Origin of the sequence: Diaphorobacter sp. J5-51 (assembly GCF_001023515.1) — a bacterium.
Classification (GTDB): Bacteria; Pseudomonadota; Gammaproteobacteria; order Burkholderiales; family Burkholderiaceae_C; genus Diaphorobacter; species Diaphorobacter nitroreducens.
Genome location: NZ_JSYI01000032.1, coordinates 256,837 through 283,530 on the forward strand (window position 1 = coordinate 256,837; position 26,694 = coordinate 283,530).

The 26,694-nt window shown below is 68.5% G+C and carries 24 protein-coding genes and 1 pseudogene; 8 read left to right on the plus strand and 17 right to left on the minus strand.

The genetic code is table 11. From position 1 onward, the window contains the following. Positions 1 to 28: 28 nt before the first annotated feature. Positions 29 to 1,699 (plus strand): Na/Pi cotransporter family protein, encoded by a 1,671-nt coding sequence (locus tag OX89_RS05555; protein ID WP_011806511.1) that lies wholly within the window; start codon positions 29 to 31, stop codon positions 1,697 to 1,699. Here OX89_RS05555 and OX89_RS05560 read toward each other — a convergent pair. The 3 genes from OX89_RS05560 to OX89_RS05570 form a co-directional block, all read right to left on the minus strand. After that, a complete protein-coding gene (locus OX89_RS05560; protein ID WP_047349863.1) occupies positions 1,690 to 2,679 on the minus strand; it encodes a bile acid:sodium symporter family protein in 990 nt (329 codons plus the stop codon). The two genes, OX89_RS05555 and OX89_RS05560, sit on opposite strands and share 10 nt — an antisense overlap. Before the next feature lie 221 nt (positions 2,680 to 2,900). Further along, complete coding sequence (locus OX89_RS05565) at positions 2,901 to 3,722, minus strand: NUDIX domain-containing protein (protein ID WP_047349864.1); 822 nt, start codon at positions 3,720 to 3,722, stop codon at positions 2,901 to 2,903. Beyond that, positions 3,719 to 4,705, minus strand: a complete 987-nt coding sequence (locus OX89_RS05570) for a quinone oxidoreductase (RefSeq protein ID WP_047349865.1) — start codon at positions 4,703 to 4,705, stop codon at positions 3,719 to 3,721. Before OX89_RS05570 ends, OX89_RS05565 begins: the two co-directional genes overlap by 4 nt. A 132-nt stretch (positions 4,706 to 4,837) precedes the next feature. On the opposite strand from OX89_RS05570, the gene OX89_RS05575 reads away from it, so the two are divergent. The 3 genes and pseudogenes from OX89_RS05575 to OX89_RS18495 all read left to right on the plus strand — a co-directional run. Then, the gene (locus OX89_RS05575; protein ID WP_047349866.1) at positions 4,838 to 5,704 is read left to right on the plus strand and encodes a DMT family transporter; all 867 of its coding nucleotides are present in this window, start codon (positions 4,838 to 4,840) and stop codon (positions 5,702 to 5,704) included. Continuing rightward, entirely contained in the window at positions 5,697 to 7,244 is a 1,548-nt protein-coding gene (locus OX89_RS18075) for a transposase (RefSeq protein ID WP_084002011.1), read from the plus strand. Before OX89_RS05575 ends, OX89_RS18075 begins: the two co-directional genes overlap by 8 nt. A 14-nt stretch (positions 7,245 to 7,258) precedes the next feature. Then, positions 7,259 to 7,390 (plus strand): annotated as a pseudogene (locus OX89_RS18495) (EamA family transporter); the annotation flags it as partial. 19 nt (positions 7,391 to 7,409) lie between these two features. Here the strand turns inward: OX89_RS18495 and OX89_RS05590 are convergent. The 11 genes from OX89_RS05590 to OX89_RS05640 all read right to left on the minus strand — a co-directional run bounded on the left by OX89_RS05590 (position 7,410) and on the right by OX89_RS05640 (position 19,830). Further along, complete coding sequence (locus tag OX89_RS05590; RefSeq protein WP_047349867.1) at positions 7,410 to 10,094, minus strand: EAL domain-containing protein; 2,685 nt, start codon at positions 10,092 to 10,094, stop codon at positions 7,410 to 7,412. Further along, entirely contained in the window at positions 10,091 to 11,173 is a 1,083-nt protein-coding gene (locus tag OX89_RS05595; protein WP_047349868.1) for a TRAP transporter substrate-binding protein, read from the minus strand. Before OX89_RS05595 ends, OX89_RS05590 begins: the two co-directional genes overlap by 4 nt. Before the next feature lie 127 nt (positions 11,174 to 11,300). Further along, complete coding sequence (locus OX89_RS05600; RefSeq protein ID WP_047349869.1) at positions 11,301 to 12,131, minus strand: SDR family oxidoreductase; 831 nt, start codon at positions 12,129 to 12,131, stop codon at positions 11,301 to 11,303. A 678-nt stretch (positions 12,132 to 12,809) separates the two neighbouring features. Further along, positions 12,810 to 14,321, minus strand: coding sequence for a tripartite tricarboxylate transporter permease (locus tag OX89_RS05605; protein ID WP_047349870.1), 1,512 nt, complete (start codon positions 14,319 to 14,321; stop codon positions 12,810 to 12,812). A gap of 16 nt (positions 14,322 to 14,337) precedes the next feature. Beyond that, positions 14,338 to 14,826 carry a tripartite tricarboxylate transporter TctB family protein gene (locus OX89_RS05610; protein ID WP_011806517.1) on the minus strand — a complete coding sequence of 163 codons (489 nt, stop codon included), beginning with the start codon at positions 14,824 to 14,826 and terminating at the stop codon, positions 14,338 to 14,340. Positions 14,827 to 15,127: 301 nt separating this feature from the next. Then, a complete protein-coding gene (locus OX89_RS05615) occupies positions 15,128 to 16,924 on the minus strand; it encodes a GspE/PulE family protein (protein ID WP_047349871.1) in 1,797 nt (598 codons plus the stop codon). Positions 16,925 to 16,944: 20 nt separating this feature from the next. Next, positions 16,945 to 17,706 (minus strand): hypothetical protein, encoded by a 762-nt coding sequence (locus tag OX89_RS05620; protein WP_011806519.1) that lies wholly within the window; start codon positions 17,704 to 17,706, stop codon positions 16,945 to 16,947. Positions 17,707 to 17,710: 4 nt separating this feature from the next. After that, positions 17,711 to 18,241: a DNA-deoxyinosine glycosylase gene (locus OX89_RS05625; RefSeq protein WP_103737203.1), complete on the minus strand. Its 531-nt coding sequence runs from the start codon at positions 18,239 to 18,241 to the stop codon at positions 17,711 to 17,713. Positions 18,242 to 18,340: 99 nt separating this feature from the next. Further along, positions 18,341 to 19,174 (minus strand): TatD family hydrolase, encoded by an 834-nt coding sequence (locus OX89_RS05630; RefSeq protein ID WP_199856216.1) that lies wholly within the window; start codon positions 19,172 to 19,174, stop codon positions 18,341 to 18,343. Between the two features lie 121 nt (positions 19,175 to 19,295). Further along, positions 19,296 to 19,493, minus strand: a complete 198-nt coding sequence (locus OX89_RS05635) for a DUF2892 domain-containing protein (protein ID WP_011806522.1) — start codon at positions 19,491 to 19,493, stop codon at positions 19,296 to 19,298. A 55-nt stretch (positions 19,494 to 19,548) separates the two neighbouring features. Continuing rightward, positions 19,549 to 19,830, minus strand: coding sequence for a helix-turn-helix transcriptional regulator (locus tag OX89_RS05640; RefSeq protein WP_172209352.1), 282 nt, complete (start codon positions 19,828 to 19,830; stop codon positions 19,549 to 19,551). A gap of 140 nt (positions 19,831 to 19,970) precedes the next feature. Here OX89_RS05640 and OX89_RS05645 point away from each other — a divergent pair, with 140 nt between their 5' ends. After that, entirely contained in the window at positions 19,971 to 20,342 is a 372-nt protein-coding gene (locus tag OX89_RS05645; RefSeq protein WP_011806524.1) for a carboxymuconolactone decarboxylase family protein, read from the plus strand. 55 nt (positions 20,343 to 20,397) lie between these two features. Here the strand turns inward: OX89_RS05645 and lolD are convergent, their stop codons facing one another. The 3 genes from lolD to OX89_RS05660 all read right to left on the minus strand — a co-directional run bounded on the left by lolD (position 20,398) and on the right by OX89_RS05660 (position 23,636). Then, complete coding sequence (gene lolD / locus OX89_RS05650) at positions 20,398 to 21,078, minus strand: lipoprotein-releasing ABC transporter ATP-binding protein LolD (RefSeq protein ID WP_047349873.1); 681 nt, start codon at positions 21,076 to 21,078, stop codon at positions 20,398 to 20,400. Then, positions 21,071 to 22,324 carry a lipoprotein-releasing ABC transporter permease subunit gene (locus tag OX89_RS05655; RefSeq protein WP_011806526.1) on the minus strand — a complete coding sequence of 418 codons (1,254 nt, stop codon included), beginning with the start codon at positions 22,322 to 22,324 and terminating at the stop codon, positions 21,071 to 21,073. The genes lolD and OX89_RS05655 overlap by 8 nt, the downstream gene beginning before the upstream one ends. Before the next feature lie 121 nt (positions 22,325 to 22,445). After that, positions 22,446 to 23,636, minus strand: a complete 1,191-nt coding sequence (locus OX89_RS05660) for a glycerophosphodiester phosphodiesterase (RefSeq protein WP_011806527.1) — start codon at positions 23,634 to 23,636, stop codon at positions 22,446 to 22,448. Positions 23,637 to 23,752: 116 nt separating this feature from the next. On the opposite strand from OX89_RS05660, the gene OX89_RS05665 reads away from it, so the two are divergent. The 3 genes from OX89_RS05665 to OX89_RS19015 are packed head-to-tail and all read left to right on the plus strand — an operon-like array spanning position 23,753 to position 26,550. Further along, positions 23,753 to 24,709 carry a phosphoglycerate mutase gene (locus OX89_RS05665; RefSeq protein WP_047349874.1) on the plus strand — a complete coding sequence of 319 codons (957 nt, stop codon included), beginning with the start codon at positions 23,753 to 23,755 and terminating at the stop codon, positions 24,707 to 24,709. Continuing rightward, entirely contained in the window at positions 24,706 to 26,430 is a 1,725-nt protein-coding gene (gene recJ / locus OX89_RS05670; protein WP_047349875.1) for a single-stranded-DNA-specific exonuclease RecJ, read from the plus strand. The genes OX89_RS05665 and recJ overlap by 4 nt, the downstream gene beginning before the upstream one ends. Positions 26,431 to 26,442: 12 nt before the next feature. Next, the gene (locus tag OX89_RS19015) at positions 26,443 to 26,550 is read left to right on the plus strand and encodes a GNA1162 family protein (protein ID WP_084002017.1); all 108 of its coding nucleotides are present in this window, start codon (positions 26,443 to 26,445) and stop codon (positions 26,548 to 26,550) included. Positions 26,551 to 26,694 lie beyond the last annotated feature (144 nt).

Below are 26,694 nucleotides of genomic sequence, written 5' to 3' on the forward strand. Positions count from 1 at the left end.
ACCGTTTTAAGGAGTTCTGAGCCCGCCCATGAAGCACCTGCTGAATCTGCTGGCCGCCATTGCCCTGCTGGTCTGGGGCACGCACCTCGTGCGCACCGGCGTGCTGCGCGTGTTCGGCGCCAATCTGCGCACCATGCTGGCGCGCAGCATGGGCAACCGCTTTTCCGCCGCGCTCTCGGGCATGGGCGTGACGGCGCTGGTGCAGTCCAGCACCGCCACCTCGCTCATGACCTCGTCCTTCGTGGGCCAGGGCCTGATCACGCTGCCCGCGGCGCTGGCCGTGATGCGCGGCGCCGACGTGGGCACCGCGCTCATGTCCGTGCTGTTCTCGCTGGACCTGTCGTGGCTGTCGCCGCTGTTCATCTTCGTGGGCGTGGTGCTGTTCATCGCGCGCCAGGCCGGCACCGCCGGGCGCGTGGGGCGCGTGCTGATCGGCCTGGGGCTGATGCTGCTGGCGCTGGAGATGGTGATGCAGGCCAGCGGCCCCATGCTGGCCTCGCCCGTCATCAAGATGGTGCTGGGCTCCGTGCGCAGCGACATTGCGCTGGAGATCATCCTGGGCACGGTGCTGGCCGTGCTGGCCTACTCCAGCCTCGCCATCGTGCTGCTGATCGCGGCCATGGCCGCCTCGCACGTGGTGCCGCTGGACGTGGCCCTGGGTCTGGTGCTGGGCGCCAACCTGGGTAGCGGCCTAGTGGCGGTACTGACCACCGCCAAGTCGGCCGTGGAGGTGCGCCAGGTGACTGTGGGCAACCTGGTGTTCAAGGTCATGGGCGTGCTGCTGGTGGCGCCGTTCATCGGGCTGTGGCTGCGGCACCTGCAGCCGCACATGCCCGGCACGGCCCAAGGCGTGGTGCTGTTCCACCTGGCCTACAACATCCTCATCAGCGTGGGCTTCATCGGCTTCACGCAATGGGTGGCGCGCGCCGTGGCGTGGCTGCTGCCCAAGCCCGAAAGCGCGCAGCGCCGCCGCCCGCAGCACCTGGACCCGTCCGCGCTGTCCACGCCCTCGCTGGCCATCTCCTGCGCGGCGCGCGAGGCGCTGTACCAGGCCGACGTGGTGGAGACCATGCTGCTGGGCGTGCTGCAGGTCATACGCCACAACGACCAGGACCTGGCCGAACGCCTGCGCAAGATGGACGACGAGGTGGACGAGCTGTACTCCGCGATCAAGTACTACCTGACGAAGATCTCGCGCGAGGCCCTGGGCGAGGAGGAAAGCCGCCGCTGGGCCGACATCATCAGCTTCACCATCAACATGGAGCAGGTGGGCGACATCATCGAGCGCGTGCTGCAGGACATCGAGGACAAGAAGATCCGCAAGGGCCGCGACTTCTCCGAGGCCGGCATGGCCGAGATCACCGAACTGCACCAGCGCCTGATAGACAACCTGCGCCTGGGCATGAGCGTGTTCCTGAACGGCAACCTGCGCGATGCGCAGCGCCTGCTGGAAGAGAAGGTGCGCTTTCGCGACCTGGAGCGCGCCTACGCCGCCAGCCACCTGCTACGGCTGTCGGACGGCACGGTGCCGGCCATGGAGACCAGCTCGCTGCACATCGACCTGATCAGCGACCTCAAGCGCATCAACTCGCACATCTGCTCCATCGCCTACCCCATCCTGGAGTCGGCCGGCGCGCTGGCCCCCAGCCGCCTCAAGGCCCTGCGCGCGGCGCCCGCGCCGCTGAACGATCACCCCTGAGGCGCTGTCGCCTGGGGACGGCGCGCATAGCGCTGCGCCAGCACCGCGCACACCATGAGCTGCATCTGGTGGAACACCATCAGCGGCAGCACGATGGCGCCCGCGGCCTCTGAGGGGAACAGCACCTTGGCCATGGGTACGCCGCTCACCAGGCTCTTCTTGGAGCCACAGAACACGATGGTGATCTCATCCTCCTTGGAAAAACCCAGGCGCCGCGCCAGCCAGGTGGTGGCGGTGAGCGCCAGGCCCAAGATCACCGCGCACACCACCAGCAGGCCGGCCAGCGCGGGCAGCGGCAACTCGCGCCACAGGCCGCCCACCACGGCTGCGCTGAATGCGGTGTAGACCACCAGCAGCACCGAGCCCTGGTCCACGTACTTGAGCGTCGCCGCGTGGCGGCCAATGAAACCGCCGATCCACGGCCGCAGCAGGTGCCCCGCAACGAAGGGCAGCATCAGCTGCAGCATGATGCGACCGATGCTGCCCAGCACATCCTGCTGCACCGCGCCCGAGGCCTGCGGCAGCACCACGCCCACCAACAGCGGCGTGATCACGATACCCAGCAGGGTGGAGGCGGAAGCGCTGCAGATGGCCGCCGCCATGTTGCCACGCGCCACCGCCGTGAACGCGATGGCCGACTGCACCGTGGCCGGCAGCACACACAGGAACAGCACGCCGGTGTACAGCTCTGGCGTCACCAGCGGCTGCAGCACCGGCCGCAGCACTAGGCCCAGCACCGGAAACAGCATGAAGGTGCTGGCCACCACCAGCAGGTGCAATCGCCAGTGGCCGATGCCTGCGATCACGGCCTCGCGCGACAGCTTGGCGCCATGCATGAAGAACAGCAGCGCCACCACGCCCACGGTGGCCTTCTCGAAAAACGCGCCCACGGCGCCGGATGCAGGCAGCAGGCTGGCCAGCGTGACGGTGGCCACGAGGGCAAGGGTGAAGTTGTCGGGCAGCAGACGGGAACGGGCCATGGTGTGCGAGGAGCGGTGGAGAAAGCGTGCCGTAGTGCGGCGAGCCTGCCGGCGCAGGCATGAGGCCTGGATTGTCGGGCATGTGCCCCTATGGCGTCGGCGCGCCGCATGTTCTCCAGTCCGCTGCACAGGCAACCGCCGCGGCGGCGCTTCACTAACGAATGAAATCGCTGTCTAACGCTTGTCCATTATGCGGTAACAGCTATTGTTTTAATAGCAAATCACCACCCATAGAAACCGGCCAGCACCAGCGCCGCCTCCGGCGTGAACGCCCCTTGAGCCAGGCGGTCGTGCACCTCGCCATGGGTCAGGCATTCGAAGTGCGCCACTTCGCCATCCTGGTTCACCGGCACCACGCCCTCGGGCACGGTGGCGTGGAACCAGTCGATGCGCTCCACCATGTAGCCGGTGCCACCCGCCTCGCTGCTGGGCTGCGCAAACTGCACATGGCCGCCGGCTGCCAGGGCCTGCAGTTGCTCCAGGCGCAGCCCGGCCTCCTCCCATGTCTCGCGCGCCAGGGCTTCATGCAGGCTGTCGGCCGCGGACACCATGCCGCCCATCAGCGTGTCCCACTGGCCGGGGTTGTTGGGCTTGGTGAAGGAGCGCTGCTGCACCCACAGGGCGCCCCCCGCCGTGCAGCCCACCAGGTGCACGGCCTGCGTGGCCAGGCCCAGCACGCGCACGGCCCCGCGCTCCACGGTCGCCAGGCGCCGGCCATCGGGCGTGCACACGGCCAGTTGCTCGTCGCGCCAGGGGCCGCAGCAGCCCGCCGCGCGCAGCGCATGGGCCAGCGCATTCAGCGCCGCCGTGGCCTCCTGCGCCGGCAGGGCCCACGCGGGTTGCCCTTGATGCTCTACTTGTGATAGCTGCCAGCGCTTGTCCAGTAACCTCTGAATGCCAATCTGATCAAAAACCGCGGCATCCACCGACCCCACGCACTCGTGCCCCAACAGCAGCGGCACACGCGGTGCCACTGGCGGGCAATGCGCCTGCCGGCGTGCGGCGGCCACCCAGGCGGGCGCCGGCTGGCTGGGCGCCGTCATTCCAGCGTGAGGATGGTGGAGCCCGTGGTCTTGCGCGCCTCCAGGTCGCGGTGCGCCTGCTGCACGTCGCGCAGCGCATAGCGCTGGGCAATGTGGATCTTCACCTGGCCGCCGGCCACCACGGCGAACAGGTCGTCTGCCATGGCCTGCGTGGCCTCGCGCGTGGTGATGTGGCTGAACAGCGTCTGGCGCGTGACGTACAGCGAGCCCTTGGCGCCCAGCATACCGGGTGCGAACGGCGCCACGGGCCCCGACGCGTTGCCGAAGCTGGCCATCAACCCGAAGGGACGCAGGCAATCCAGCGACTTGTCCCAGGTGTCCTTGCCCACGGAGTCGTACACCACCTTCACGCCGCGCCCGCCGGTGATCTCCTTGACCCGGGCGGCGAAGTCTTCCTTGGCATAGTTGATGGCATAGGCCGCGCCGTTGTCCAGCGCCAGCTGGCACTTGGCGTCCGATCCTGCGGTGCCGATGAGCTGCAGGCCCAGGGCCTTGGCCCACTGGCAGGCGATCAGGCCCACGCCCCCCGCGGCCGCGTGGAACAGTACGAAGTCGCCGGGCTCCAGCCCTTCGACGGGGCGGGTTTTCTTCAGCAGGTACTGGGCGGTCAGGCCCTTGAGCATCATGGCCGCACCGGTCTCGAAGCTGATCGCATCGGGCAGCTTGCACACGCACTTGGCGGGCATCACGCGCACTTCGCAGTAGCTGCCGGGCGGCTGGCTGGCGTAGGCCGCGCGGTCGCCGACACGCAGGTGCGTGACGCCCTCGCCCACCGCCTCGATCACACCCGCGCCCTCCATGCCGATGCTGGCCGGCATGTTCAAGGGGTACAGGCCGGTGCGGTGGTACACGTCGATGAAGTTCAGGCCCACCGCGCGGTGGCGGATGCGCACCTCGCCCGGGCCGGGCTCGCCGACCTGCACGTCAACGATCTGGAGTTCTTCGGGGCCACCGTGCTGGCGGATCTGAACGGCGAGGGTCATGGGAATGGGTCTCCTGGAATGATTGCAAGCGAACGCCGCAGATGCTGCCATGATTTGCCAGCCCTTGCCGTGCGCGGGACACACACGGGAGGACGCCGACTGTCACGCCTTTCGCTTACAGTTGCTGCCCCTATGACCCAACGACTCTCACCGGGCACGATTGCGATGCTCGTGGCCGCGCCGCTGCTATGGGCCGGCAATGCCGTGGTCGGACGCGCGCTGAACACGCTGATCCCGCCCATCACCCTGAACTTCGTGCGCTGGCTGCTGGCGTTTGCGCTGCTGCTGCCGCTGGCCTGGCAGGTGCTGCGCCCCGGCAGCCCGCTGTGGCCGCACTGGCGCCGCTATGCGCTGCTGGGCCTGCTGGGCATCGGCAGCTACAACGCGCTGCAGTACCTGGCGCTGCAGACCTCCACGCCGCTGAACGTGACGCTGGTGGGCTCGGGCATGCCGGTATGGATGCTCATCATCGGCGCGCTGTGCTTCGGCGTGCCGGCCTCGCGCAGGCAAATAGCGGGGGTGCTGCTGTCGGTGGCCGGCGTGGTGCTGGTGCTCAGCCGCGGCAGCTGGGAGCAATTGCTGGCGCTGCGCCTGGTGCCGGGCGACCTGTACATGGTGGCGGCCACCATCTCCTGGTCGTTCTACAGCTGGCTGCTGGTGCGCACCAGCGAGCCGCGCGAACTGCGCGGCGACTGGGCGGCCTTCCTCATGGCGCAGATGATCTTTGGACTGGGCTGGTCGGGCGCCTTTGCGGGCGTGGAATGGTCACTGGGCGCCACGCAGATCACCTGGGGCTGGCCGCTGGCCGCTGGCCTGGCCTTCATCGCCGTGGGCCCGGCCATCCTGGCCTACCGCTTTTGGGGCGTGGCGGCGCAACGCGCGGGGCCGGTGGTGGGGGGATTCTTCATCCTAGAAACGGCAGTTGCCCTCGCGAGAATGCGCTGGAAGGCAGCACTGGCGGGGGCGCTGGGTGATTTGGCAGACTCACCCCATGGGTGAAGCAAAGCGAAGACGAGAACGCGCGCTGGTTGGGCGTGGCGAGCAGGGCGAAGAGGCGCAGGTGGTGGACACGCTGGGCGGGCGCATGCACGTGCGCTGGGACCGCGGTGCGGCGGCTACGCCGCACGGCCAGTTGGCCTTCTTCGCCGAGTTTTTGGCGACCACTGGGGTGTTCGAGCGCTGGGTGTCAGCGTGTCCGTTGGCGTATCAGAGCGGCAACGCGCCGGACAAGCGCGATGTGCTGGGCACGCTGATGCTGGGGCTGCTGGCGGGCCACCGACGCTACGCCCACATCACCGCGCTGCGGGGTGACGCGGTGGCAGCGCAGGCGCTGGGCATGAACAAGGTTGTCAGCGAGGACGCGCTGCGCCGAGCGCTGGAGCGCATCGATGAGGGGGCCAGCACGGCGTGGATGCGCCCGGCGCTGATGCATTCAGTGCGCGAGGCACTGGACAAGCCGTGGGTGCTGGACATCGACGCGAGCATCAAGCCGTTGTACGGCCACCAGGAGGGCGCCGAGCTGGGCTACAACCCGAGCAAGCCCGGGCGGCCCAGCCATGTGCTGCACACCTTCTGGGTGGGCAACCTGCGTTTGGTGCTGGACGTGCAGGTCAGCGCGGGCAAGCAGCACACCAGCGTGCACGCCAAGGCCGCGCTGGGTCGCCTGCTCGACGAGTTGGGAGACAAGCGCCCGGCGCTGGTGCGCGGCGACTCGGGCTACGGCAACGAGGGCATCCTGCTGGAGCTCGAACGCCGAGGCCAGCCCTACCTGCTGCGCCTACGCCAGACGGCCAAGGTGCAGCGCCTGGTGGCTCAGCAGTTTGCTCGGCAAGACTGGAGTCGTGCGGACAACCAAGGCTGTCAGATGGTCGAGGACTGGCTGCAACTGCACGGCTGGAGCAGCAAGCGCCGGGTGGTGATCGTGCGCCAGCGCATCAAGGGCGGCATCGCGCGCGAACGCCGTGTCAACGGCAAGCAGCTCAAGCTGGACCTGGCCGGCCCGAGCGTGCACGAGGGCGATCGGCTGTGGGAGTACGCGGTCATGGTCACCGATGCGGCCTACCCCATCGAAGCCATCGGCCAGCTCTACCGGGACCGCGCCGACTGCGAGAACGGCTTCGACGAGTTGAAGAACCAGTGGGGCCTGTCGGGCTTTACGACCCGCGACATCAACCGCTGCCAGACCACGGCGCGGGCCTGCGCGTTGGTCTACAACTGGTGGAGTTGGTACTGCCGGGCGGCCAACCCGACGGCCCGAATGGAGGCCATTACAAGCCGCCCGCTACTGCTGGCTGCCGTGGGTCGGGCCGCCCATAGCGGCGGGCAGACCACGCTGTACCTCACGCCCATGCACGGCCAGGCCAACCTGCTCAGACCTCTGATCGCCAATATCCAGGCGGCCCTGCAGCACGTCAGAGCTGCTGCGGAGCAGTTCAAATCAGCAGACCCCTGGACCTTCCTGCTGCGCTACATCAGCAACATGATCGCCCCTGCCTTGCCTGCCTTCACCACCCCAGCAGCGCTGCAGGCATCCGGGTAACTGCCGTTTTTAGGTTCATCAACCTCACACCGCTGTTCGCGGCGGTGCTGTCCACGATCTTCCTCGGAGAAGCGCCGCACCTGTACCACGCTCTGGCGTTCGCGCTGATCGTGGGTGGCATCGTGGTGTCGTCGCGCAGGGCCTAGGCCGGCGCGCGCACAGGCGTTAGTGCGCTGCTGCGGGTTGCGCCTGCGGCGCGTCGCCGTAGCGGGCCTGCAGCGCCTCCACCGGCATGGGGTGCGCCAGCAGGTAGCCCTGGTACACGTCGCAGCCATGCAGCGCGAGAAAGCTGCGCTGTTCCTCTGTCTCTACCCCCTCGGCCACCACTTCCAGATCCAGGTTGCGCGCCATGCCCAGGATGGTCTGCACCACCACATCGTCGCTGCGACTCTCGCCCAGGTGGTGCACGAAAGTGCGGTCGATCTTCAGCCGATGCAAGGGCAGCCGCGTGAGGTAGGCCAGTGAAGAGTAGCCCGTGCCGAAATCGTCCACGGCGAAACGCACACCCTTGGTGCGCAGCTGGTGCATTTTGGCGATGGAGTCTTCCACGTCCTCCAGCACCAGGGATTCGGTAAGTTCCAACTCCAGCCGGTGCGCCGGTGCGCCGCTGTGCTGCAGGAGCTGCGCCAGCTGCTCCACGAAGTCGAGGCTGCGGAACTGGCGCGCGCTCACATTCACGCTCAGCGACAGGTCGCGCAGCCGCGGCGATGCCTGCCAGCGCGCCAGCAGCTCGCAGGCGCTGGCCAGCGCCCAGCGGCCCAGGGGCACGATGAGCTCGCTGTCCTCCGCCACGCCGATGAACTCCGCAGGCAGCACCAGGCCGCGCTCAGGGTGCTCCCAGCGCAGCAGCGCCTCGACCCCCACCACGGCGCCGTCGCGCGTGAACTGGGGCTGCAGGTGCAGCAGGAACTGCCCTTCGCGCAGCGCATCCTGCAGGTCCGACTCCAGCCGCGCACGCGCGCTCAGCGCCACCTGCATGCGAGGGTCGAAGAAGCACACCGCGTTGCCGCGCTGCGCCTTGACCTGGTACATGGCGATGTCCGCCTGCTTGAGTACTTCGGCCGCAGTCTGCAGCACGCTGCCGAACAGCGCGGCGCCCACGCTGCAGCTGCCGTGGTAGCTCTGTCCCGCGATCGGATAGGGCTGCGCCAGCAGTTGCACGACCTTCTCGGCCACGGCGCGCACCTGCTCGCGGGCGCGTTCCGCCTCGGTCGCCAGGCCGGCCAGCAGCACCACGAATTCGTCCCCGCCCAGGCGCGCCACGATGTCGCCCACGCGCACGCCGCTTTCCAGGCGGCGGGCCACCTGCTGCAACAGGTAGTCCCCGATCTCGTGGCCCAGGGTGTCGTTAAGGGTCTTGAAATGGTCCAGGTCGATGAACAGCACCGCGCCATGCGTGCCCGTACGCACCGCCGATGCGCTGGCATCGCCCAGCTGATCCAGCAGCAGGCGCCGGTTGGGCAGGCCGGTGAGCTGGTCGTAGAACGCCAGGTGCTCCACCTCGGCCGTGGCCAGCCGCAGGTCGGTCACGTCGTGGTAGATGATGACCACGCCGCCATCGGCCGTGGCGCGCTCGGTGATCTGCACGTAATGGCCGTTGGGCAAAAGCTGCTCCACCCCGCCTCGCGGCGTGCACTGCTGCTGCAGGCGCTCCTCCACCCACGCGCGCTTTTCCTCCGCGCTCGCGCCGGGCAGGTGGTAGTGCACAGTCGTCTCCAGCACGCGGCGAAACGGCACGCCCTCCCCGATGGTGCTGACGAGCCAGGGGAACATCTCCTCGAAGCGCAGGTTCCACTGCACCACGCAGCGCTGTGCGTCCAGCAACACGAAGCCGCTCACCATGGCTTCGAGCGCCTGGTCCAGCGTGGCCTTGGAGCGCGCCACCACCCGCCGCGCACTGTGCATGCGCCGCAAGTACAGGGCGACCACGCTTCCCGCGGCCACCACCGTGGCCGCAAACAGCAGCGCGCCGAACAGCACCGTCAGCGCCTCCTGCCGCCAGCCCGCCAGCGCCGCGTCGCGCGGCAGGCTGACGGTGGCCCACAGATCGGGGTAGATGAGCGGACGCGCCACCACCATGGCCGGCTTGCCCGACAGCCGCGCGCTGGCCTGCCATGCGTGCACGCCATCGTCCGCGCTGCCTTCCTGCAGGGCCGGCGCTGCGCGCTCCTGGCGCTCCACGGTCCCCTGTGGCGCCTCCACGCCCAGCAGCAGCACGCCTTGCGTGCGCTCCAGCGTCACTTCCATGTCGGGAACCTCCAGCCCCTGCATCAGCACCGCCACCAGTGCTTCCGTCGGCACCTGCGCGACGACCAGCAGCGGCGTGCCGTCGCCCATGCGCAACTGGCGCGCCATGTACAGCACCCGCTCGGAACTGGTAGGACTCACCACGGGTTGGCTGACGGACAGCGTGGCCACCGCGGGCGCGAGGGCGGCCGCCAGGAAGCCTTCGGGCAGCTCCACGCCGCCCAGTTCGCCGGTGGACGCCGAAGATGCCAGCACGGCGCCCCGCGCATCGAGCAGCGCCACGTAGCGCAGCAGGAGGTTCTGCCGCGCCACGCCGCGCAGCAGCGTGTCGGCCCCCGCCACGTCAAGGCCCGCACGGTCGCGTGCGCGCAGGGCCAGCAGCTCTTCCGTATGCGCCAACAGCACGTCGAAAGAGAGCAGCGTGCGGTTCATGCCCGCCTCCGCCCCCGCGGCAAAACGGGTGACGCGCGCCTCGGCAACGTCCAGCGCGTCCGCGCGCGTATGCCACAGCAGCACGGCCACCGCCACCGCCAGCCCTGCGAGCAGCGCAGCCACCACCCCCCAGGTGATCAGGTGCAGGCGCCTGCCGGGCATGGGCTTCATGGCTGCACCGGCGCACTCATGCGGCGCGCAGGACCGATGGTGCGATCCCAGATATCACGGCAGCGGGCGCCGCAGCGCCGGACCCAGCGCGGCAGCACCACGGTGTTGAAGATGGTCTCGCGCCGCGCCTCGTCCTGCGCGCGCACCGGCACCAGCGCCATGGCGCCCTGGCGCCCCGTGGTGCAGCTGGGGCTCCCGACATTGCAGGCCAGGCCCTGCTCGGTCTCGCCCTGGGCACTGAGCCACACGGCCGTCTCCAGCTTGGGCAGCTCGGCCTGCAGCAGCTGGCGCAGATCGGCGGGCAGCGCCTGCCAGGCCGCGCGATTGGCCGCAAACACCGCCATGCCCCAGCTGATGGGCATGGGGTAGAGATAGGCCGCATGTGCGTGCAGACCGAGGATGTTGCCCGACATGCTGGCGGTGACGGCGCATTCGCTGGCGCCCGTCTCCATGCTCTTGACCACCTGTGCGAACGGCACGCGCTGGGGCTTGGCGCCCAGTGCCGCAAAAAAGTCGCCCTGCGCGGCCGATGACACCCGCACATGCCGCCCGCGCAGGTCATCCAGGCCCAGCAGCGGGTCCTTGCAGAACAGCACCTGCGCCGGGTAAACGTAAACCGCCAGCAGCTCCACGCCATGCTCCTCGCGCAGGGCTTTCTCCAGGTACGGACGGAAGGCCGCGAGCGAAGCGCGCAGCGTCGCCAGGTCCGGATTCAGCCCCGGCAGGTCCACGGCGGTGTACTGGGGGTACTGTGCCGACAGGGAGCTCATGAGCACCGTGCCGAAGGGCACCACGCCCAGTTGCAAGAGGCGCAGCATCTCCATGCCCGGAACGCCGGCACGGTCGAAGGGCACGATATCGGCGCGGTAGCGGCCCTCGCTCAGGCGCGGCAAATCGCGCGTCCAGAAGGGCGCCTCCAGTTGCGTGTACTGCGTGACGCCGGCCAGCCCTCCCACCACGCGCAGGCGCAACGGCGCGGCATCGGCCGCGGGCGTGTCCGGCGCGCCGGCGTGCGCGGCCGCGCACAGCAGCGCCGCGCCCCACAAGGCCAGCCGCCCGCGCAGTGCGGGGCAGCGCATCCGTCGTCCCAGCAGTTGCATGCAACACCCTTTCGGCACCTGAGCCCTGCACCCGCCCGCCCCCATCGCGGCGCGGGGCATGGCGGTCGGTCGGCGCATTCTCGCCCGTTGTGGTCTGGCGCGTTCCTCAGAAGGTGCCGGGATAGGCACCGCCGTCAGCCAATACGTTCTGCCCCGTCATATAGCCCGCGTGCACGCTGCACAGGAAGGCGCAGATGGCGCCGAACTCCTGCGGCGTACCAAAACGGCGCGCCGGGATGGCGCCTTGCTGGGCGCGGCGCACTTCATCGAGGCTCTTGCCGGTCTTGCCGGCCGCGGCCTGGAGGGTGCCCGCGAGCCGGTCGGTATCGAACTTGCCCGGCAGCAGGTTGTTGATGGTGACGCCCTGCGCGGCAATGGCGCTGCGCGCCGCGCCGGCCACAAAGCCGGTCAAGCCGCTGCGCGCGCCATTGGACAGGCCCAGGATGTCGATGGGGGCCTTCACTGCGCTGGAGGTGATGTTGACGATGCGGCCAAAGCCCCGCTGCGCCATGCCGTCCACCGTGGCGCGGATCAGTTCGATGGGCGTGAGCATGTTGGCATCCACCGCGCGCATCCAGGCATCGCGGTCCCACTCGCGGAAATCGCCGGGCGGGGGGCCGCCGGCGTTGGTGACCACGATGTCGAAGTCCCGGCCCGGCCCGCCAGCTATGGAAAAAACGGCTGCGCGCCCCTCTGGGGTGGTGATGTCGGCCGCCGCAGCCAGCACCTTGGGTTGGTTACCATTTTGGCCCCTAACGCCCGATGCATCTGCGCCAATAGCTATCAAATCAGAAGCAGTGCGCTGCAATTCATCGGCATTGCGGGCGTTGATCACCACGTTCACGCCCTCGCGCACCAGCGCCTCGGCGCAGCCGCGGCCCAACCCCTTACTGGCCCCGCAGACCAGCGCCCATTTACCCGCGATACCCAGATCCATACCGTGCTCCATCGCCGCCGGAGGCGGTTCCTGCAAAACAATTTGAAACGATCATAGTGGACACTGCCCACACCCGCATCAGGACCACCGCCCGCGTCGAACACCGCGCGGGGCACGAAAACCCGTCCTCCGTCCCAGGGAATGACCATCAACCGAACCGTCAGACGCGCGCGGCCATGACGGGTGTTGCACCGATCATGCTCCTGAGTGCCGCCATGCCAGGGCCCGCGTGCTGGAAGGCGATTCTCTTCGGCACGCCTGAGCAGCGGCTGCAGCGCCGTCGGGTGTCGCCCAGGCAGCCGGCGCTGGCGTCCAGTACCTGCTCCTTCAGCGCGTTCACCCGATGCGTCGCCGCACCAGCCCGCCACTGTAGACGAGATACACCGCATCGCCCGCCAGGAAGACCGGCGACCGCGGCATCGCAGCGGGCGGGCACCGCGCGGCGGTTGTCGGCGCGACACGCGGCTGCGTAGCCGGCAGCTACGTTGGAGGCAGGCCGGAACGCGCCTCCCACCAAAGCATCCCTCACCCTTTCAACGCTTGTCGTCCAAGCGCCACCAGCGCCCCTTTCAGGAGCATCTGCGCCATTACCCCGTCGCCGCCACGCATAAAAAAAGCGCCCCGGAAAGGGGCGCCTTGCAAGGGGTGCCCTGGCACATGCCAGGGCGGCCATCTGCGTCAGTCCTCGACGAACGCTTCCTCGCGCTTCTTGCTCACCGCGGGCAGCAGCACGATGACCAGCAGCAGGGCCGCGGCCGCCAGCAGGCCGGCAGAAATGGGGCGCGTGACGAACACGCTCCAGTCGCCACGCGACAGCAGCAGCGCGCGGCGCAGGTTTTCTTCCATCATCGGGCCCAGGATGAAGCCCAGCAGCAAGGGAGCGGGTTCCACCCCCAGCTTGTAGAACAGGTAGCCGATGACACCGAATCCGCCCACCATCCACACGTCGAACGTGTTGTTGTTGGTGGAGTACACCCCCACCGCGCAGAACAGCACGATGGACGGGAACAGCCAGCGATAAGGCACGGAGAGCAGCTTGATCCACACGCCGATCAGCGGCAGGTTCAGGATCACCAGCATGGCGTTGCCGATCCACATCGAGGCGATCAGGCCCCAGAACAGCTCGGGGTTGCTGGTCATCACCTGCGGGCCGGGCTGGATGTTGTGGATGGTCATGGCACCCACCATCAGCGCCATCACGGCGTTGGGCGGAATGCCCAGTGTCAGCAGCGGGATGAAGGAGGTCTGCGAACCCGCGTTGTTGGCCGACTCGGGAGCCGCCACGCCGCGGATGTTGCCCTTGCCGAACGGCACTTCGCCGGGCTTGAGCTTGGTCTTCTTCTCGATGGTGTAGGCCGCGAAGGCCGACAGCAGCGCGCCGCCACCGGGCAGGATCCCGAGGGCCGAGCCCAGGGCCGTGCCGCGCAGCATGGCGGGGAGCATGCGCTTGAAGTCCTGTGCCGTGGGGAACAGGCCGTGCACCTTGGCGGCAAACACTTCGCGCTCGTCGTCGGGCTTGGACAGGTTGGCGATGATTTCGCCGTAGCCGAACACGCCCATGGCGATCACGGTGAAACTGATGCCGTCGGTCAGCTCGGGGATGTCAAAGCTGTAGCGGGCTACGCCGGAGTTCACGTCCGTGCCCACCAGGCCCATCAACAGGCCCAGCACGATCATGGCGACGGCCTTGAGCAGCGAGCCCGAAGCCAGCACCACGGCACCGATCAGGCCCAGCACCATCAGCGAGAAGTACTCGGCGGGGCCGAACTTGAAGGCCACTTCCGTCAGCGGGGGCGCAAAGGCCGCCAGGATCAACGTACCCACGCAGCCCGCGAAGAACGAGCCAATGCCAGCAGCCGCCAGTGCCGGGCCTGCACGGCCCGCGCGCGCCATCTGGTAGCCGTCGATCACGGTCACCACGGAGGACGACTCGCCCGGCAGGTTCACCAGGATGGCGGTGGTGGAGCCGCCGTACTGCGCGCCGTAATAGATGCCAGCGAGCATGATCAGCGCGGCCACGGGCGGCAGCGCATAGGTGGCGGGCAGCAGCATGGCGATGGTGGCCACGGGGCCCACGCCGGGCAGCACGCCGATCAGCGTGCCCAGCAGACAGCCGATGAAACAGTAGATCAGGTTCTGGAACGTAAACGCGACGCCAAAACCCATCGAGAGGTGTTCAAACAATTCCATGGTCTAGATCTCCGAATCAACCCACGATGAAGCTAGGCCAGACGGGGAACTGCAGAGCCAGCCCCCAGATGAATGCCACGTAGCTGCCCACGGCCAGGATGGTGGCCAGGATGAACACTTCCTTGAAGTGGAACTGGTTGCCCGCCAGGCTGGCCACGAAAGTCAGGCCGTAGATGGCAACGATCAGGCCCATGGCCGGCACGCCGAAGCTGGGCAGGCCCGCCAGCAGCACGCCGAACAACAGGTTGGCGGAAATGATGAAGAAGATCTGCTTCCACGCCCACTTGCCGATCTTGTCGCCGTCCACCGTCTCAACCACGGTGGCCTTGAACATGATGACGGCGCCGATGATGCCCAGCAGAATGCCCAGCAGCAGGGGGAAGTAGCCCGGGCCCATGCGGGCGCCGGTTCCTACGCTGTAGGTGGTGGCGCCCCAGGCAAAACCACCGCCGACGACGAGGAACATGAGGCCGGAAAAGAAATCTTTCTGACTCTTGATTTTCACGAATGTCTCCCAAAAGGAACGCGACGGGCGATTGTGGAGTGTCGGGCAGCGTTTCTCGATGTGGATTCCACCTACCGGTAGATACAAGTTTTCCCTAGAGGCAACACCCCCGGAACTGCCCTTAGCACGGCACCGACCGCTGCGCGGCGTCGAAGGTGGCGCGAGGGCCCTGGTCAGGCCGGGCCTGCGCCGCAGGAGCGCGGACATACCGCCTTCCACCGCGTTGTGAAGGATGGGCGCGCGCCTGATGCATGCGGCGGAACGGCGCATCTGCTGCGCCGCGATGGCAGAGGTGTGGGTGCTACTCGAGCGGCGGGGTGGCGGCGATGACTTCCTCGAACGTGGTCACGCCTTCGGCCGCGCGCAGCGCGCCCGCCAGGCGCAGCGGGCGCATGCCGTCCTGCACGGCCTGGCGGCGCAGCGCGTCGATGGAGGGCGATTGGTTCACCTGGGTCTTGAGCGCCTCGCTCACGGTGAGCAGTTCATAAAGCCCCATGCGGCCGCGAAAGCCCGTCATACGGCACTCCACGCACCCCACGGGCCTATAGGCGCGATAGCCCCCGTTGATCTTCCAGGGGCGGATCATGTCGGCCAGCGCCTCGGGGTCGGCCGCCTCGTCCACCTGCCGGCAGTGCCGGCACAGCGTGCGCACCAGGCGCTGCGCCAGCACCCCCAGCAGCGTGGCGTTGATGAGGTACGGCGGCACGCCCAGCTCCATGAGGCGCGTGACGGCGCTGGGCGCGTCGTTGGTGTGCAGGGTGGAGAACACCAGGTGGCCGGTGAGCGCGGCCTGCACGGCCATGTCGGCGGTGGCCAGGTCACGGATCTCGCCCACCATGATCACGTCCGGGTCCTGGCGCATGAGGGCACGCAGCCCTTCGGCGAAGGTGAAGTCCAGCTGCGGCTGCACCTGCGTCTGGTTGAAGCTGGGCTCGATCATCTCGATCGGGTCCTCCACCGTGCTCACGTTCACCTCCTCGGTGGCCACGCGCTTCAGGGTGGAGTACAGCGTAGTGGTCTTGCCCGAGCCCGTGGGCCCGGTCACCAGGATGATGCCGTGCGGGCGCTTGACGAGTTGCTCCCAGCGCTGCGCATCGTGCGCGGTGAAACCCAGCGCGTCCAGATCCTTCACGGCGTTGTCGGGGTCGAAGATGCGCATCACCATCTTCTCGCCGAAAGCGGTAGGTAGCGTGGACAGGCGCATTTCCACCTCGTCGCCACGCGGGTTGCGCGTCTTGATGCGGCCGTCCTGCGGGCGGCGCTTTTCCACCACGTCCATGCGGCCCAGCAGCTTCACCCGCGCCACCATGGCATTGAGCACGCCCATGGGCATCTGGTAGACGGCATGCAACACGCCGTCGATGCGAAAGCGGATCACGCCCTGCTCGCGGCGCGGCTCCAGGTGGATGTCGCTCGCGCGCTGGTCGAAGGCGTATTGCCACAGCCAGTCCACCACGCGCACCACCCCCTGGTCGTTGGCGTCCAGCTGCTTGTTGGTCTTGCCCAGCTCCACGAGCTGCTCGAAGCTGCTGCCCGCGGCGCCGCCTCCGGCCTTCTGCGCCTCGCGCACCGACTTGGCCAGCGCATAGAACTCCGCCGTGTAGCGCGTGATGTGCTGGGGGTTGGCCAGCACGCGCCGTACCGTGCGCCGGGACTGGCGCTCCACCTCGGCCACCCAGTCATGCAGGAAGGGCTCGGCCGTGGCCACCACCACCTCCTTGGAGGTCACCTGCACCGGCAGCACCTTGTGGCGCTCGGCGTAGCTGGCGCTCATGGCGTCGGCCACACGGCCCACGTCCACCTTCAGCGGGTCGATGCGCAGAAACGCCAGGCCGCAGCGCTGGGCCACGTATTCGGTGAGGATGTCCACGTCCAGCGGCTTGCCGTCGCTGGCGCGCAGCATGGCCACGTTGCCCAGCCGCACCAGTGGGTGCTGGCTGCTTTCGGCCTGCGAGCAGCGTGCGATGGTGCGTTGCGCCTGCTCGGCGGTGATCACGCCATCGGCACGCAGCCAATCGACGATGAGCCGCCACTGCAACGGGCCGGTGGGCCCGCCGGCGGCCGTGGGGGGGGATGCGGGCAATGCTTCGGCAGTCATGGTGCGAGTGGCGGCAGAGGTCAGGCGACCGGTTTGAAAACGCGCAGCCACTTGGTGGCCGGCAGGTCCCAGCGGGCCTGCACGCTTTCGGCGCGGGCCAGCAGCTCGGCACGTTTAGGCCGCGTGGGCGTGCGCTGGGCCAGCACCACGGTATTGCCCTCGCGCGTGGGCTTGAAGGCCCAGAGCGCGTCGGCGCCAAAGGCCTCGGCGAGCTTGTCCAGGCTGCGCTCGTAGCTGGAGGCGCGGCCGAACAGGTTCACCGTGAGGCAGCCGTCCAGCGTCAGCAGCGCGCGGCAGTCGGCATAGAACTCCGCGCTGTCCAGCACCGGCGCGGCGGCCTCATGGTCGTACAGGTCCACCGCCAGCGCGTCCACCGTGCCATGCCATTCGGGCTTCTTGATTTCCTGGGCCGCATCGGCCAGCACCACACGCTGCATGGGGCCGTCGGGCGGCAGCTTGAACCAGGCGCGGCAGACGGCCTCCACGCGCGGGTTCAGCTCGACCACGGTGCAGCACATGCGCAGCTTCTTGCGGCAGAACTTGGTGATGGCACCGGCCCCCAGGCCCAATTGCATCGCGTGGCGCTTGGCCACGCTGGCGGGCTCCACGAACAGCAGCCAGGCCATCATGCGTTGCACGTATTCCAGTTCGATCTCGAACGGCTGCGCGATGCGCATGGAGCCCTGAATCCACGGCGTGCCCAGGTGCAGGTGGCGCACTTCACCATCATCGGAGACGCTCACCTCGGGCAGTTCGGTGGCGGCGGTTTTCTTGCGGGTCAAATCGTTATACCAATCCAAAAGTCGCCAGGGCCTCGCCCCAGGCGTGCAGTTTTTTCTCGAAGCTCCACGACGCGTTGGCCGGGCTGGTGGACGGCAGGCGCAGCGATGGCATCGGCGCATCTGCCTTCAGCCCCAGGCTGGCGCGCACGGCCTTGGCGTGGCGGAAGCTTTCCCCGCCATTGTGGGCGATGGCGGCCAGCCCCGGCGCGCGGGCATGCAGGCCGGCGAAGTCGTTGACCTGCGCGTTGCGGATGCTGGTATCCAGGCTGCCCTCGCGCTCGCAGGCGGCATACACGTCCCACAGGCCCAGGCCGCGGGCCAGCAGCCAGTCGCAGCGCGCGGCGTACTGGTCGCGGCCCGGCAGCGGATGCTGCGGCCACAGCGCCGCCAGGATGCGCCAGAAGTGGTTCTGCGGATGGCCGTAATACTGCTGCGCGGCGAGCGACGCCACACCGGGGAAGCTGCCCAGCACCAGCACCCGCGTGCCGGAGCCCACCACGGGCGGCAGGCCGACCAGACGACCGGCAGACAGCACTACCGTTTTTTTCTGCGCAGCCACCGGCCCTCCATTACTATTGTTTATATAGCTGCTAGCGCTTTCTGCATAAGCCTTTGAGCCCGAAAGCACTCAAACCTATGCCAACAGTTCAGCCAGCCGTGGCAACGCTGCGCAAGCGTTGGCGCGCGTGGCATGGGCCAGTTCTGTGCTGGAGATGCCGCGCAGCTGCGCCACCACCGCACCGATGCGCGGTAGCTGTGCAGGCGTGTTGCGTGCGGGCGGGCGGCCAGCGGCGCGCTCGGCCGCGGTCACGTAGAGCCAGTGCGGCGGAATGTCGGGCGCATCGGTCTCCACCACCAGCGCGTCCAGCGGCAGTTCGGTGGCCAGGCGGCGCAACTGCAGCGCACGGTCGAAGGTGACCGCGCCGCCAAAGCCCAGCTTGAAGCCCAGATCGATGAAGGCCTGCGCCTGCTGCAGGCTGCCGTTGAAGGCATGGGCGATGCCGCCGCGCACCGGCAGCTCGCGCAGCGCCTTGAGCAACTGGTCCGCCGAGCGGCGCACATGCAGGATCACGGGCAGGTCGAACCGGCGCGCCAACTGCAGCTGCGCCCGGTAAAAGTGCTGCTGGCGTCCCCTGTCCAGATGGGGCACGAAGAGGTCCAACCCGATTTCGCCGACGGCCACCAGGCGCGGGTCGTCCTGGTGCTGCTCCAGCGCGCGCGCCAGGGCGGGCAAGTCTTCGTCGCCGGCGACGGGAGTGAACAGGGGATGGATGCCCAGCGCATAGCTGTCGCCGTGGCGGTGCGCCAGGTCCCGCACGGCCTGCAGATTGGCGAGTTCCACCGCGGGCAGCACGCAGTGGGCCACGCCGGCCTGCGCGGCGCGTGCACGCTCGGCATCTGCGAGCGCTGCGCCGCCGTGATCTGCAAATTCATCCAGGTGGCAATGGGTGTCGATCCAGACGTCCATGCGCCGGATCATGCCACCGCACGCCCCCAGCGCCGGTCCGCAGTGTCTCAGTGCGTTGCAGCGCCAATGTCCTGCGGATCGGTCGGCGGCGCATCGGCGCCGCCGGAGCTGCTGTGCCCCATCAGCCCTTCTTGCTCAGCGGGCAGGTGTTCATGCCCAGCAGCGAGTACGCAGGGCAGGTGCCCGCCAGGCCGGTCAGCAGTGGCACCACGCCCAGCCAGCCCCACCAGCCCACGGTGCCCGTGGCCGCCAGGCCGATGAGCACCAGACCCACCGCGATGCGCAGCCCGCGGTCCCAACCCCCAACGTTGTGTTTCATGACACTTCTCCTAGTTGACGAAAAAAACGGTACCTCTGCGCAGCGACGCGGCCGCTCAGGGGCAGAAGATGTCCTTGAGCGCAGCCACGAGCTTTTCCGCCGCCGGGTCGGCGATGCGGTAGTACAGAGTCTGCGCGTCGCGGCGGAAGGTCACCAGCCCCTCGTCGCGCATGCGCGCCAGGTGCTGCGACAGCGCGGACTGGCTCAGGCGCACCTGCTCCAGCAGCGTACCCACGGAGGCCTCGCCCTGCTCGATCAGCAGGCACAGCACGAGCAGCCGGTGTTCGTTGCCCACCGCGCGCAGCAGCGCAGCGGCGCGCGCGGCGCCCTGCTGCATGAATTCCAGGTCGGCGGTAGTGGCCACCTGCGCTCCTTGTTGATAAATATCTAAATTAACGTATGCTAATTTAGTAGATACTAATAAATGTGTCAACAGCGCCGAGCAGGCGCATCCCTTTCACCACCAGGAGTTCCACCATGACCTCGTCCACCGACTACAAGGCCCTCACGCGCGAAATCTCTAGCAACGTCAGCGAGCTGCGCAACAGCGTTCCGCAGGTAATGCAGGGTTTCAACGCGCTGGGCAAGGCGGCGCTCGCGGGCGGCGCCATCGACGCCAAGACCAAGGAGCTGATCGCGCTGGGCATTGGCGTGGCCGCGCGCTGCGATGGCTGCATCGGCTTTCACACCCAAGCGCTGGCACGCCTGGGCGCCACGCGCGCCGAGGTGCACGAGGTGCTGGGCATTGCGGTGTACATGGGCGGCGGGCCCGCCCTGATGTACGCAGCCAATGCCGTGGCCGCGTTCGACGAGTGCGCCCCCGCGCAAGCGCCCGCCGCAACAGCCTGATTTACTATTGAAAATATAGCTGCCAGCGCTTACCCAACAAGCGCTGGAGGCCGTTTTAGCTCAAAGCACCGGAGACCAAGCGCACGACGCGGTCGCACCGCGCGGCCAGCGATTCATCGTGCGTGACCATCACGAAGGCAGTGCCCTGCTCGCGCGCTAGCTGCAGCATGAGGGCGAACACGGCATCGGCGGTCGCGCGGTCCAGGTTGCCGGTGGGCTCGTCGGCCAGCACGCAGGCCGGCTGCGTGACCAGCGCCCGGGCAATGGCCACGCGCTGGCGCTCGCCACCCGACAGTTCCGCCGGGCGATGGTGCACACGCTCGCCCAGGCCGACGGCCTGGAGCATGCGCACCGCCCGCTCGATGCACTGCGCGTAGGGCTCGCGGCGGATGCGCAGCGGCATGGCCACGTTGTCCTGCGCGCTGAACTCGGGCAGCAGGTGGTGGAACTGGTAGATGAAGCCCAGGTGCGCATTGCGCAGGCGCCCCTGCTGCGCGGGCGATAGCGCCTGCAGCGCCTGCCCCTGGAGCGTGACGGTGCCGGCGCTGGGCGCGTCCAGCCCCCCCAGCAGATGCAGCAGCGTGCTCTTGCCCGAGCCCGACGCCCCCACGATGGCCAGCGTCTCGCCGGCGTGCACTGCCAGATCCACGCCCTTGAGCACGGTGACGTCCAGCCGGCCCTCGGTAAAGCGCTTGGTCAGGCCTTGCGCCTGCAGCACCACTTGCCCATTACTCATAGCGCAGCGCCTCCGCGGGGTTCACGCGGCTGGCGCGCCAGCTCGGGTACAGGGTGGCCACAAAGGCCAGGATCAGGGAAATGACGGCAATGGGCGCGATGTCGCTGCTTTGCGGGTCGCTGGGCATCTTGCTGATGAGGTAGATGTCCTTGGGCAGGAAGCTGGCGTTCAGCGCCCGCTCGATGGCGGGCACGATCACGTCGATGTTGAAGGCCACGCCCAGGCCCAGCAGCAGGCCGGCCAGCGTGCCGATCACGCCCACCATGGCGCCCTGCACCATGAACACGCCCATGATGCTGGCGGGGCTGGCGCCCAGCGTGCGCAGGATGGCGATGTCCGCGCGCTTGTCGGTCACGGTCATCACCAGCGTGGACACCAGGTTGAATGCCGCCACCGCAACGATCAGCGTGAGGATGATGAACATCATGCGCTTTTCCAGCTGCACGGCCGCGAACCAGGTGCGGTTCTGCTGCGTCCAGTCGCGGATCAACAGGTTGCCCGAGAGGCTGTGCGCCAGTTGCTGCGTGACTTCGGGTGCGTCATGCAGGTTCTTGAGCTTCAGGCGCACGCCGGTCGGCCCTTCCAGGCGGAAGATGCGCTCGGCATCCTCGTGGTGCAGCATCACCAGCGCAGAGTCGTATTCATAGTGGCCCGAATTGAAGGTGCCCGCCACCGTCATCTGCTTGAGGCGCGGCACCACGCCCGCAGGCGTGACCTGGCCGGCCGGTGCGATCAGCGTGACCGCATCACCCGCGCGCACGCCCAGCTGGCGCGCCAGTTCGCTGCCCAGGATCACGCGGAACTCGCCCGGCACCAGGGCCTTCAGGCCCTCCAAATTCTCGGCGGCCAGGTCGGTCACCTCGGCCTCGTGCGCGGGGTCGATGCCGCGCACCAGCGCGCCCTTCATGTCCTCGCCACGCGCCAGCAGCGCCTGGGCGGCGACGAAGGGCGCGGCGCCCACCACGTTCGGATTGGCCCGCGCCTCGGCCAGCGTGCGCGGCATGTCGGGCAGCGCTGCACCGCCCGGCGCGAAGATCTCGATGTGCGAGACCACGCTGAGCATGCGGTCGCGCACCTCTTTCTGAAAGCCGTTCATCACGGACAGAACGATGATGAGTGCCGCCACCCCCAGCGATATGCCCAGCATGGACACGCCCGAGATGAAGGAGATGAAGCCGTTGCGCCGCGTGGCCCGGCCTGCCCGGGTGTAGCGCCAGCCCAGGGCCAGTTCGTAGGGAATTTGCATGGAAGCGCGATTGTGTCATCGACCCGGGCCCGCGGCGCGGGCCCAGGGCNTCAGCGCAAGCCGGGTGCCGCAGGGGCTGACGCGCCAAGGCCGCCTGCCCTGCGCGGCGCCGGCCCGCGGCTCAGCGGCCCGTCTCCGTCAGATAGGCCTTGCGCGCAGCCACCGCGGTGTCGGCAAAGTCGGAGAACACACCATCCACGCCCAGGCGGTAGAACTGCAGGTACTCGGCCTGGGGGTCGCCTTTGTAGTCGAAGGCCAGGCGGCGGTTTTCGTTGCGCATGGTCCAGGTGTGGACCATCAGGCCCAGCTTGTGTGCGTCGGCCACCAGGCTGGTGGGAGTGCTGCTGGAAGCGTCGGCGTAGTTGACCGCGCCATCCTTGTTCACGTCGACCATCTTGCCGTCGGCGCCAAAGGTGCCCTTGACCGGCACGATGTAGGGCTTCCAGGGACCCACGCCGTCGGCGTACTTGGCGATCTCGGCCAGGCCCGCCGGCGTGACCATGGAAGCGAACAGGTCCTTGCGGCCCGCGCGTGTCCAGTCGTAGGGGCGGTCATATGGCGCCTCGAAGGTGACCGCGCCGGTCTTGAAGTCGTAGTCGTTGCCATCCACCAGCTGGATGAGGCGCACCTGCGTCTTGGTGCGCAGGTACTTGAGGTTGGCCGTCTCGAACGACTGCAGGATGACCGGCGAATCCTTCTTGGTGTAGCCGTACTCGGCCAGGATGGCCAGCAGGCGGTCTTCGAGCTTGAGGCCCGCATCTTCATGGTAGGTGGGGTGCTTGGTCTCGGGATAGACGCCGATCACGCGGCCCACCTTGCCGCCCTCGGTCTTGGCCAGGTCCAGCACCTCGCGCAGCGTGGGGATCTGGAACTTGCCGTTATAGGACTGGTCGCGCTCGGCCAGCGGCTGGATGGCGCGCAGGGTCTTCAGTTCCGCCAGCGTGAAGTCGGTGGCGAACCAGCCTTCTTCTTCCACGCCATCGACCATGCGCTTGGTCTTGCGGCTGGCGAACTCGGGGCGGCTGGCCACATCGGTGGTGCTGGTGATGTTGGGTTCATGGCGCGCCACCAGGTGGCCGTCCTTGGTGGCTACCAAATCGGGCTCGATGAAATCCGCCCCCATCTGGATGGCCAGTGCATAGCTCTCCAGCGTGTGGTCCGGGCGGTAGCCCGAGGCGCCGCGGTGCCCCACCACCAGCGGAGCCTGGCCGCTCAGCGTCGGCAGCGGTGCGGGGTCGTCGCCGCCGCCACAGGCGGTCGCCAGCAGGGAGGCACTCATCGCAATGATCAAGGGAAGACGGTGAGAAGACATGGGCATCCTTGGCCGTAAAAGTGAGCGATCCAGTCTCTGTTGCACTTGTGACGCTTGCATGACGCTGTGGGTTTTGCGCCCACCGTCATCGGGTGCATCCGGGACAATACACCCCTATGTCGGACATGCCCCATTTACTCATCCCGCTGGCCGCCAGCCCGGCCCAGGGATGCCAGCAGGCGCTTGAAGGCCTGGAACTGCCCCAGTTGGACCGGCTGTTGGCCCGCCTGTCCAGCACCGGCCTGGACGCCGGCGCCGAGACGGACTTCGCCCCGCCCCACGAACGGGCCCTGGCCCGCCACCACGGCCTGCCCGCCACCAGCGAGGGCACCACGCCTTGGGCCGCCTGGCACCAGCACCAGCAGGTCAGCGCTCCCCATGCGGCCACCAGCGCCTGGGCCTTCATCACCCCTTGCCACTGGCAGGTCGGTGCCGACCATGTCACGCTGGGCGACCCGGCGCGGCTGCGGCTGGACGAGGCCGCCTCGCGCGCGCTGCTCGCCATCGTGGCGCCCTGGTTTGCCGAGGACGGCATCACCCTCACCTACGACCAGCCGACGCGCTGGGTCGCGCAAGGAGCAGTGTTCGATAACCTGCCCACCGCGTCGCTGGACCGCGTGATCCAACGCGACGTGCGCGCCTGGATGCCCGACCCCGCCCGCGCGCGCCTGCTGCACCGCCTGCACAGCGAGATGCAGATGCTGCTGTACACCCACCCCTTCAACGACGCGCGCGCGGCCCAGGGCCTGCCGCCGGTCAACGCTTTCTGGGTGCACGGCGCAGGCGCACTGCTCCAGCCGCCCGCCCCCGTGCCGGCGCCCGAGATGCCCACCACCCTGCTGGACGCCGCGCTGCGCGAGGACTGGCACGCCTGGCGCCAAGCCTGGGCCGCGCTGGACGCTGGCCCCGTGGCGCGCCTGGCCGCGCATGTGGCGGGCGGCGGCGCGGCGCGCCTCACGCTGTGTGGCGAACGCGGCGCGCAGTCCTGGCACACGGCGCCGCGCGGCCTGGGCCAGCGCATTCAAAGCCTTTTCAGGCCCCAGCGCTTTTCCAGCGTGCGCGAGCAGCTATGAAAATAGTAGCAAGAGACATCCCACCGCGCGTGGTCTGGGCGCTGGAGCAGGCCGGCGTGCACCCGCTGCTGGCACGCCTGTACGCGGCGCGCGGCATCCGCGCCAAGGAGGAGCTGGACGACGCCCTCGCCCGCCTGCTACCGCCGGACACCCTCATGGGCGTGCGGCAGGCCGCGGCGCTGCTGGCCGACGCCATCAGCCAGGACCGGCGCCTGCTCATCGTGGCCGACTACGACTGCGACGGCGCCACTGCGTGCGCAGTGGGGGTGCGCGGCCTGCGCCTGCTGGGCGCACGCCATGTTCAGTATTTGGTGCCCGACCGCGTGGTGGACGGCTACGGCCTCACCGCCTCCATCGCGCAGCGCGTGCACGAGCGCGGCGCCGACGTGCTCATCACCGTGGACAACGGCATCGCCAGCATCGAGGGCGTGGCGCGCGCCAAGGCGCTGGGGCTGACGGTGCTCATCACCGACCACCACCTGCCCGGCCCCGAACTGCCCGCGGCCGACGCCATCGTCAACCCCAACCAGCCCGGCTGCGGCTTCGAGAGCAAATCCATCGCCGGCGTAGGCGTGATGTTCTATGTACTGATGGCGCTGCGCGCCGAGCTGCGCGCGCGCGGCGTGTTCGACAAGGCCACGCAACCCAAGCTGGAGCCGCTGCTGCCGCTGGTGGCCCTGGGTACCGTGGCCGATGTGGTGCGCCTGGACAACAACAACCGCCGCCTGGTCGCGCAGGGCTTGAAGCGCATCCGCGCCGGTCAGATGCAGGCCGGCATCCAGGCCCTGTTCGACGCCGCCGGGCGCAAGGCCCCCGTCGCCACCACCTTCGACTTCGGCTTTGCCCTTGGGCCCCGCATCAATGCCGCGGGGCGCCTGGCCGACATGACGCTGGGCATCGAATGCCTGCTGACCGACGACCCGGCGCGCGCCGCCGACCTGGCCCGGCAACTGGATGCCATCAACCGCGAGCGGCGCGAACTAGAGGGCGGCATGCGCGAGCAGGCCCTGCTGCTGGCCGAGAGCCTGTTCGACGAAGGCGAGGAGCCGCCGCCCGCCATCAGCGTGTTCGACCCGGACTTTCACGAGGGCGTGGTGGGCATCGTGGCCTCGCGCCTCAAGGACAAGCTGCACCGCCCCACCTTCGTGTTCGCTGCCAGCAGCGCGCCGGGCAAGGAGCATGAGCTGAAGGGTTCAGGCCGCTCCATCCCCGGCTTTCATCTGCGCGACGCGCTGGACCTGGTGGCCAAGCGCCACCCCGGCGTGATCCTGAAGTTCGGCGGCCACGCCATGGCGGCCGGCTGCACCGTGGCCGAGGAGCATTTCGACCTCTTCGAGCAGGCCTTCGCCCAGGTCGCACAGGAATGGCTGGATGCCGCGACGCTCACGCGCCGGCTGGAGACCGACGGCCCGCTGGCCCCGGAATACTGCCGCGCCGAGCTGGTGGACACGCTGCACCGCGAGGTCTGGGGCCAGGGCTTTGCGCCGCCTACCTTCAGCGAGGAAGTGCAGGTGCTGAGCCAGCGCCTGGTGGGCGAGGCGCGCAACCACCTGTCTATCAAGCTGCTGCACCAGGGCCAGCCCGTGGACGCCATCTGGTTCGGCCACACCGACCCGCTGCCCGAACGGGCGTTGCTGGCCTTCCGGCTGGACGTGAACGAGTGGCGGGGCGAGCGGCGGGTGCAGTTTCTGGTGGAGGGACTGGAGTCGCCTGCAATGTGAACGGGCGAGCAACTGTGGTCCGGGGAGGCAACAGCCTCGAGTGCAGAAAACAAGCGTTCAAGCGGCGGCTTGGTGGGCATGCTGGTGTCTGCGCTCATTGACCAGATTGTGGAAACCTAGTCAGACCGCAGCGTGCAGATCGCCGAGGTCGCAAACGGCCGACTGCTGTATGCCGGCCGTCCGGGAGGACTATTGCATGGGCCTCGCTCTCCCAAGTACGGAGCAGACAGCAAGCCATGACCACGTAACGTCCAAAGCGGCGTA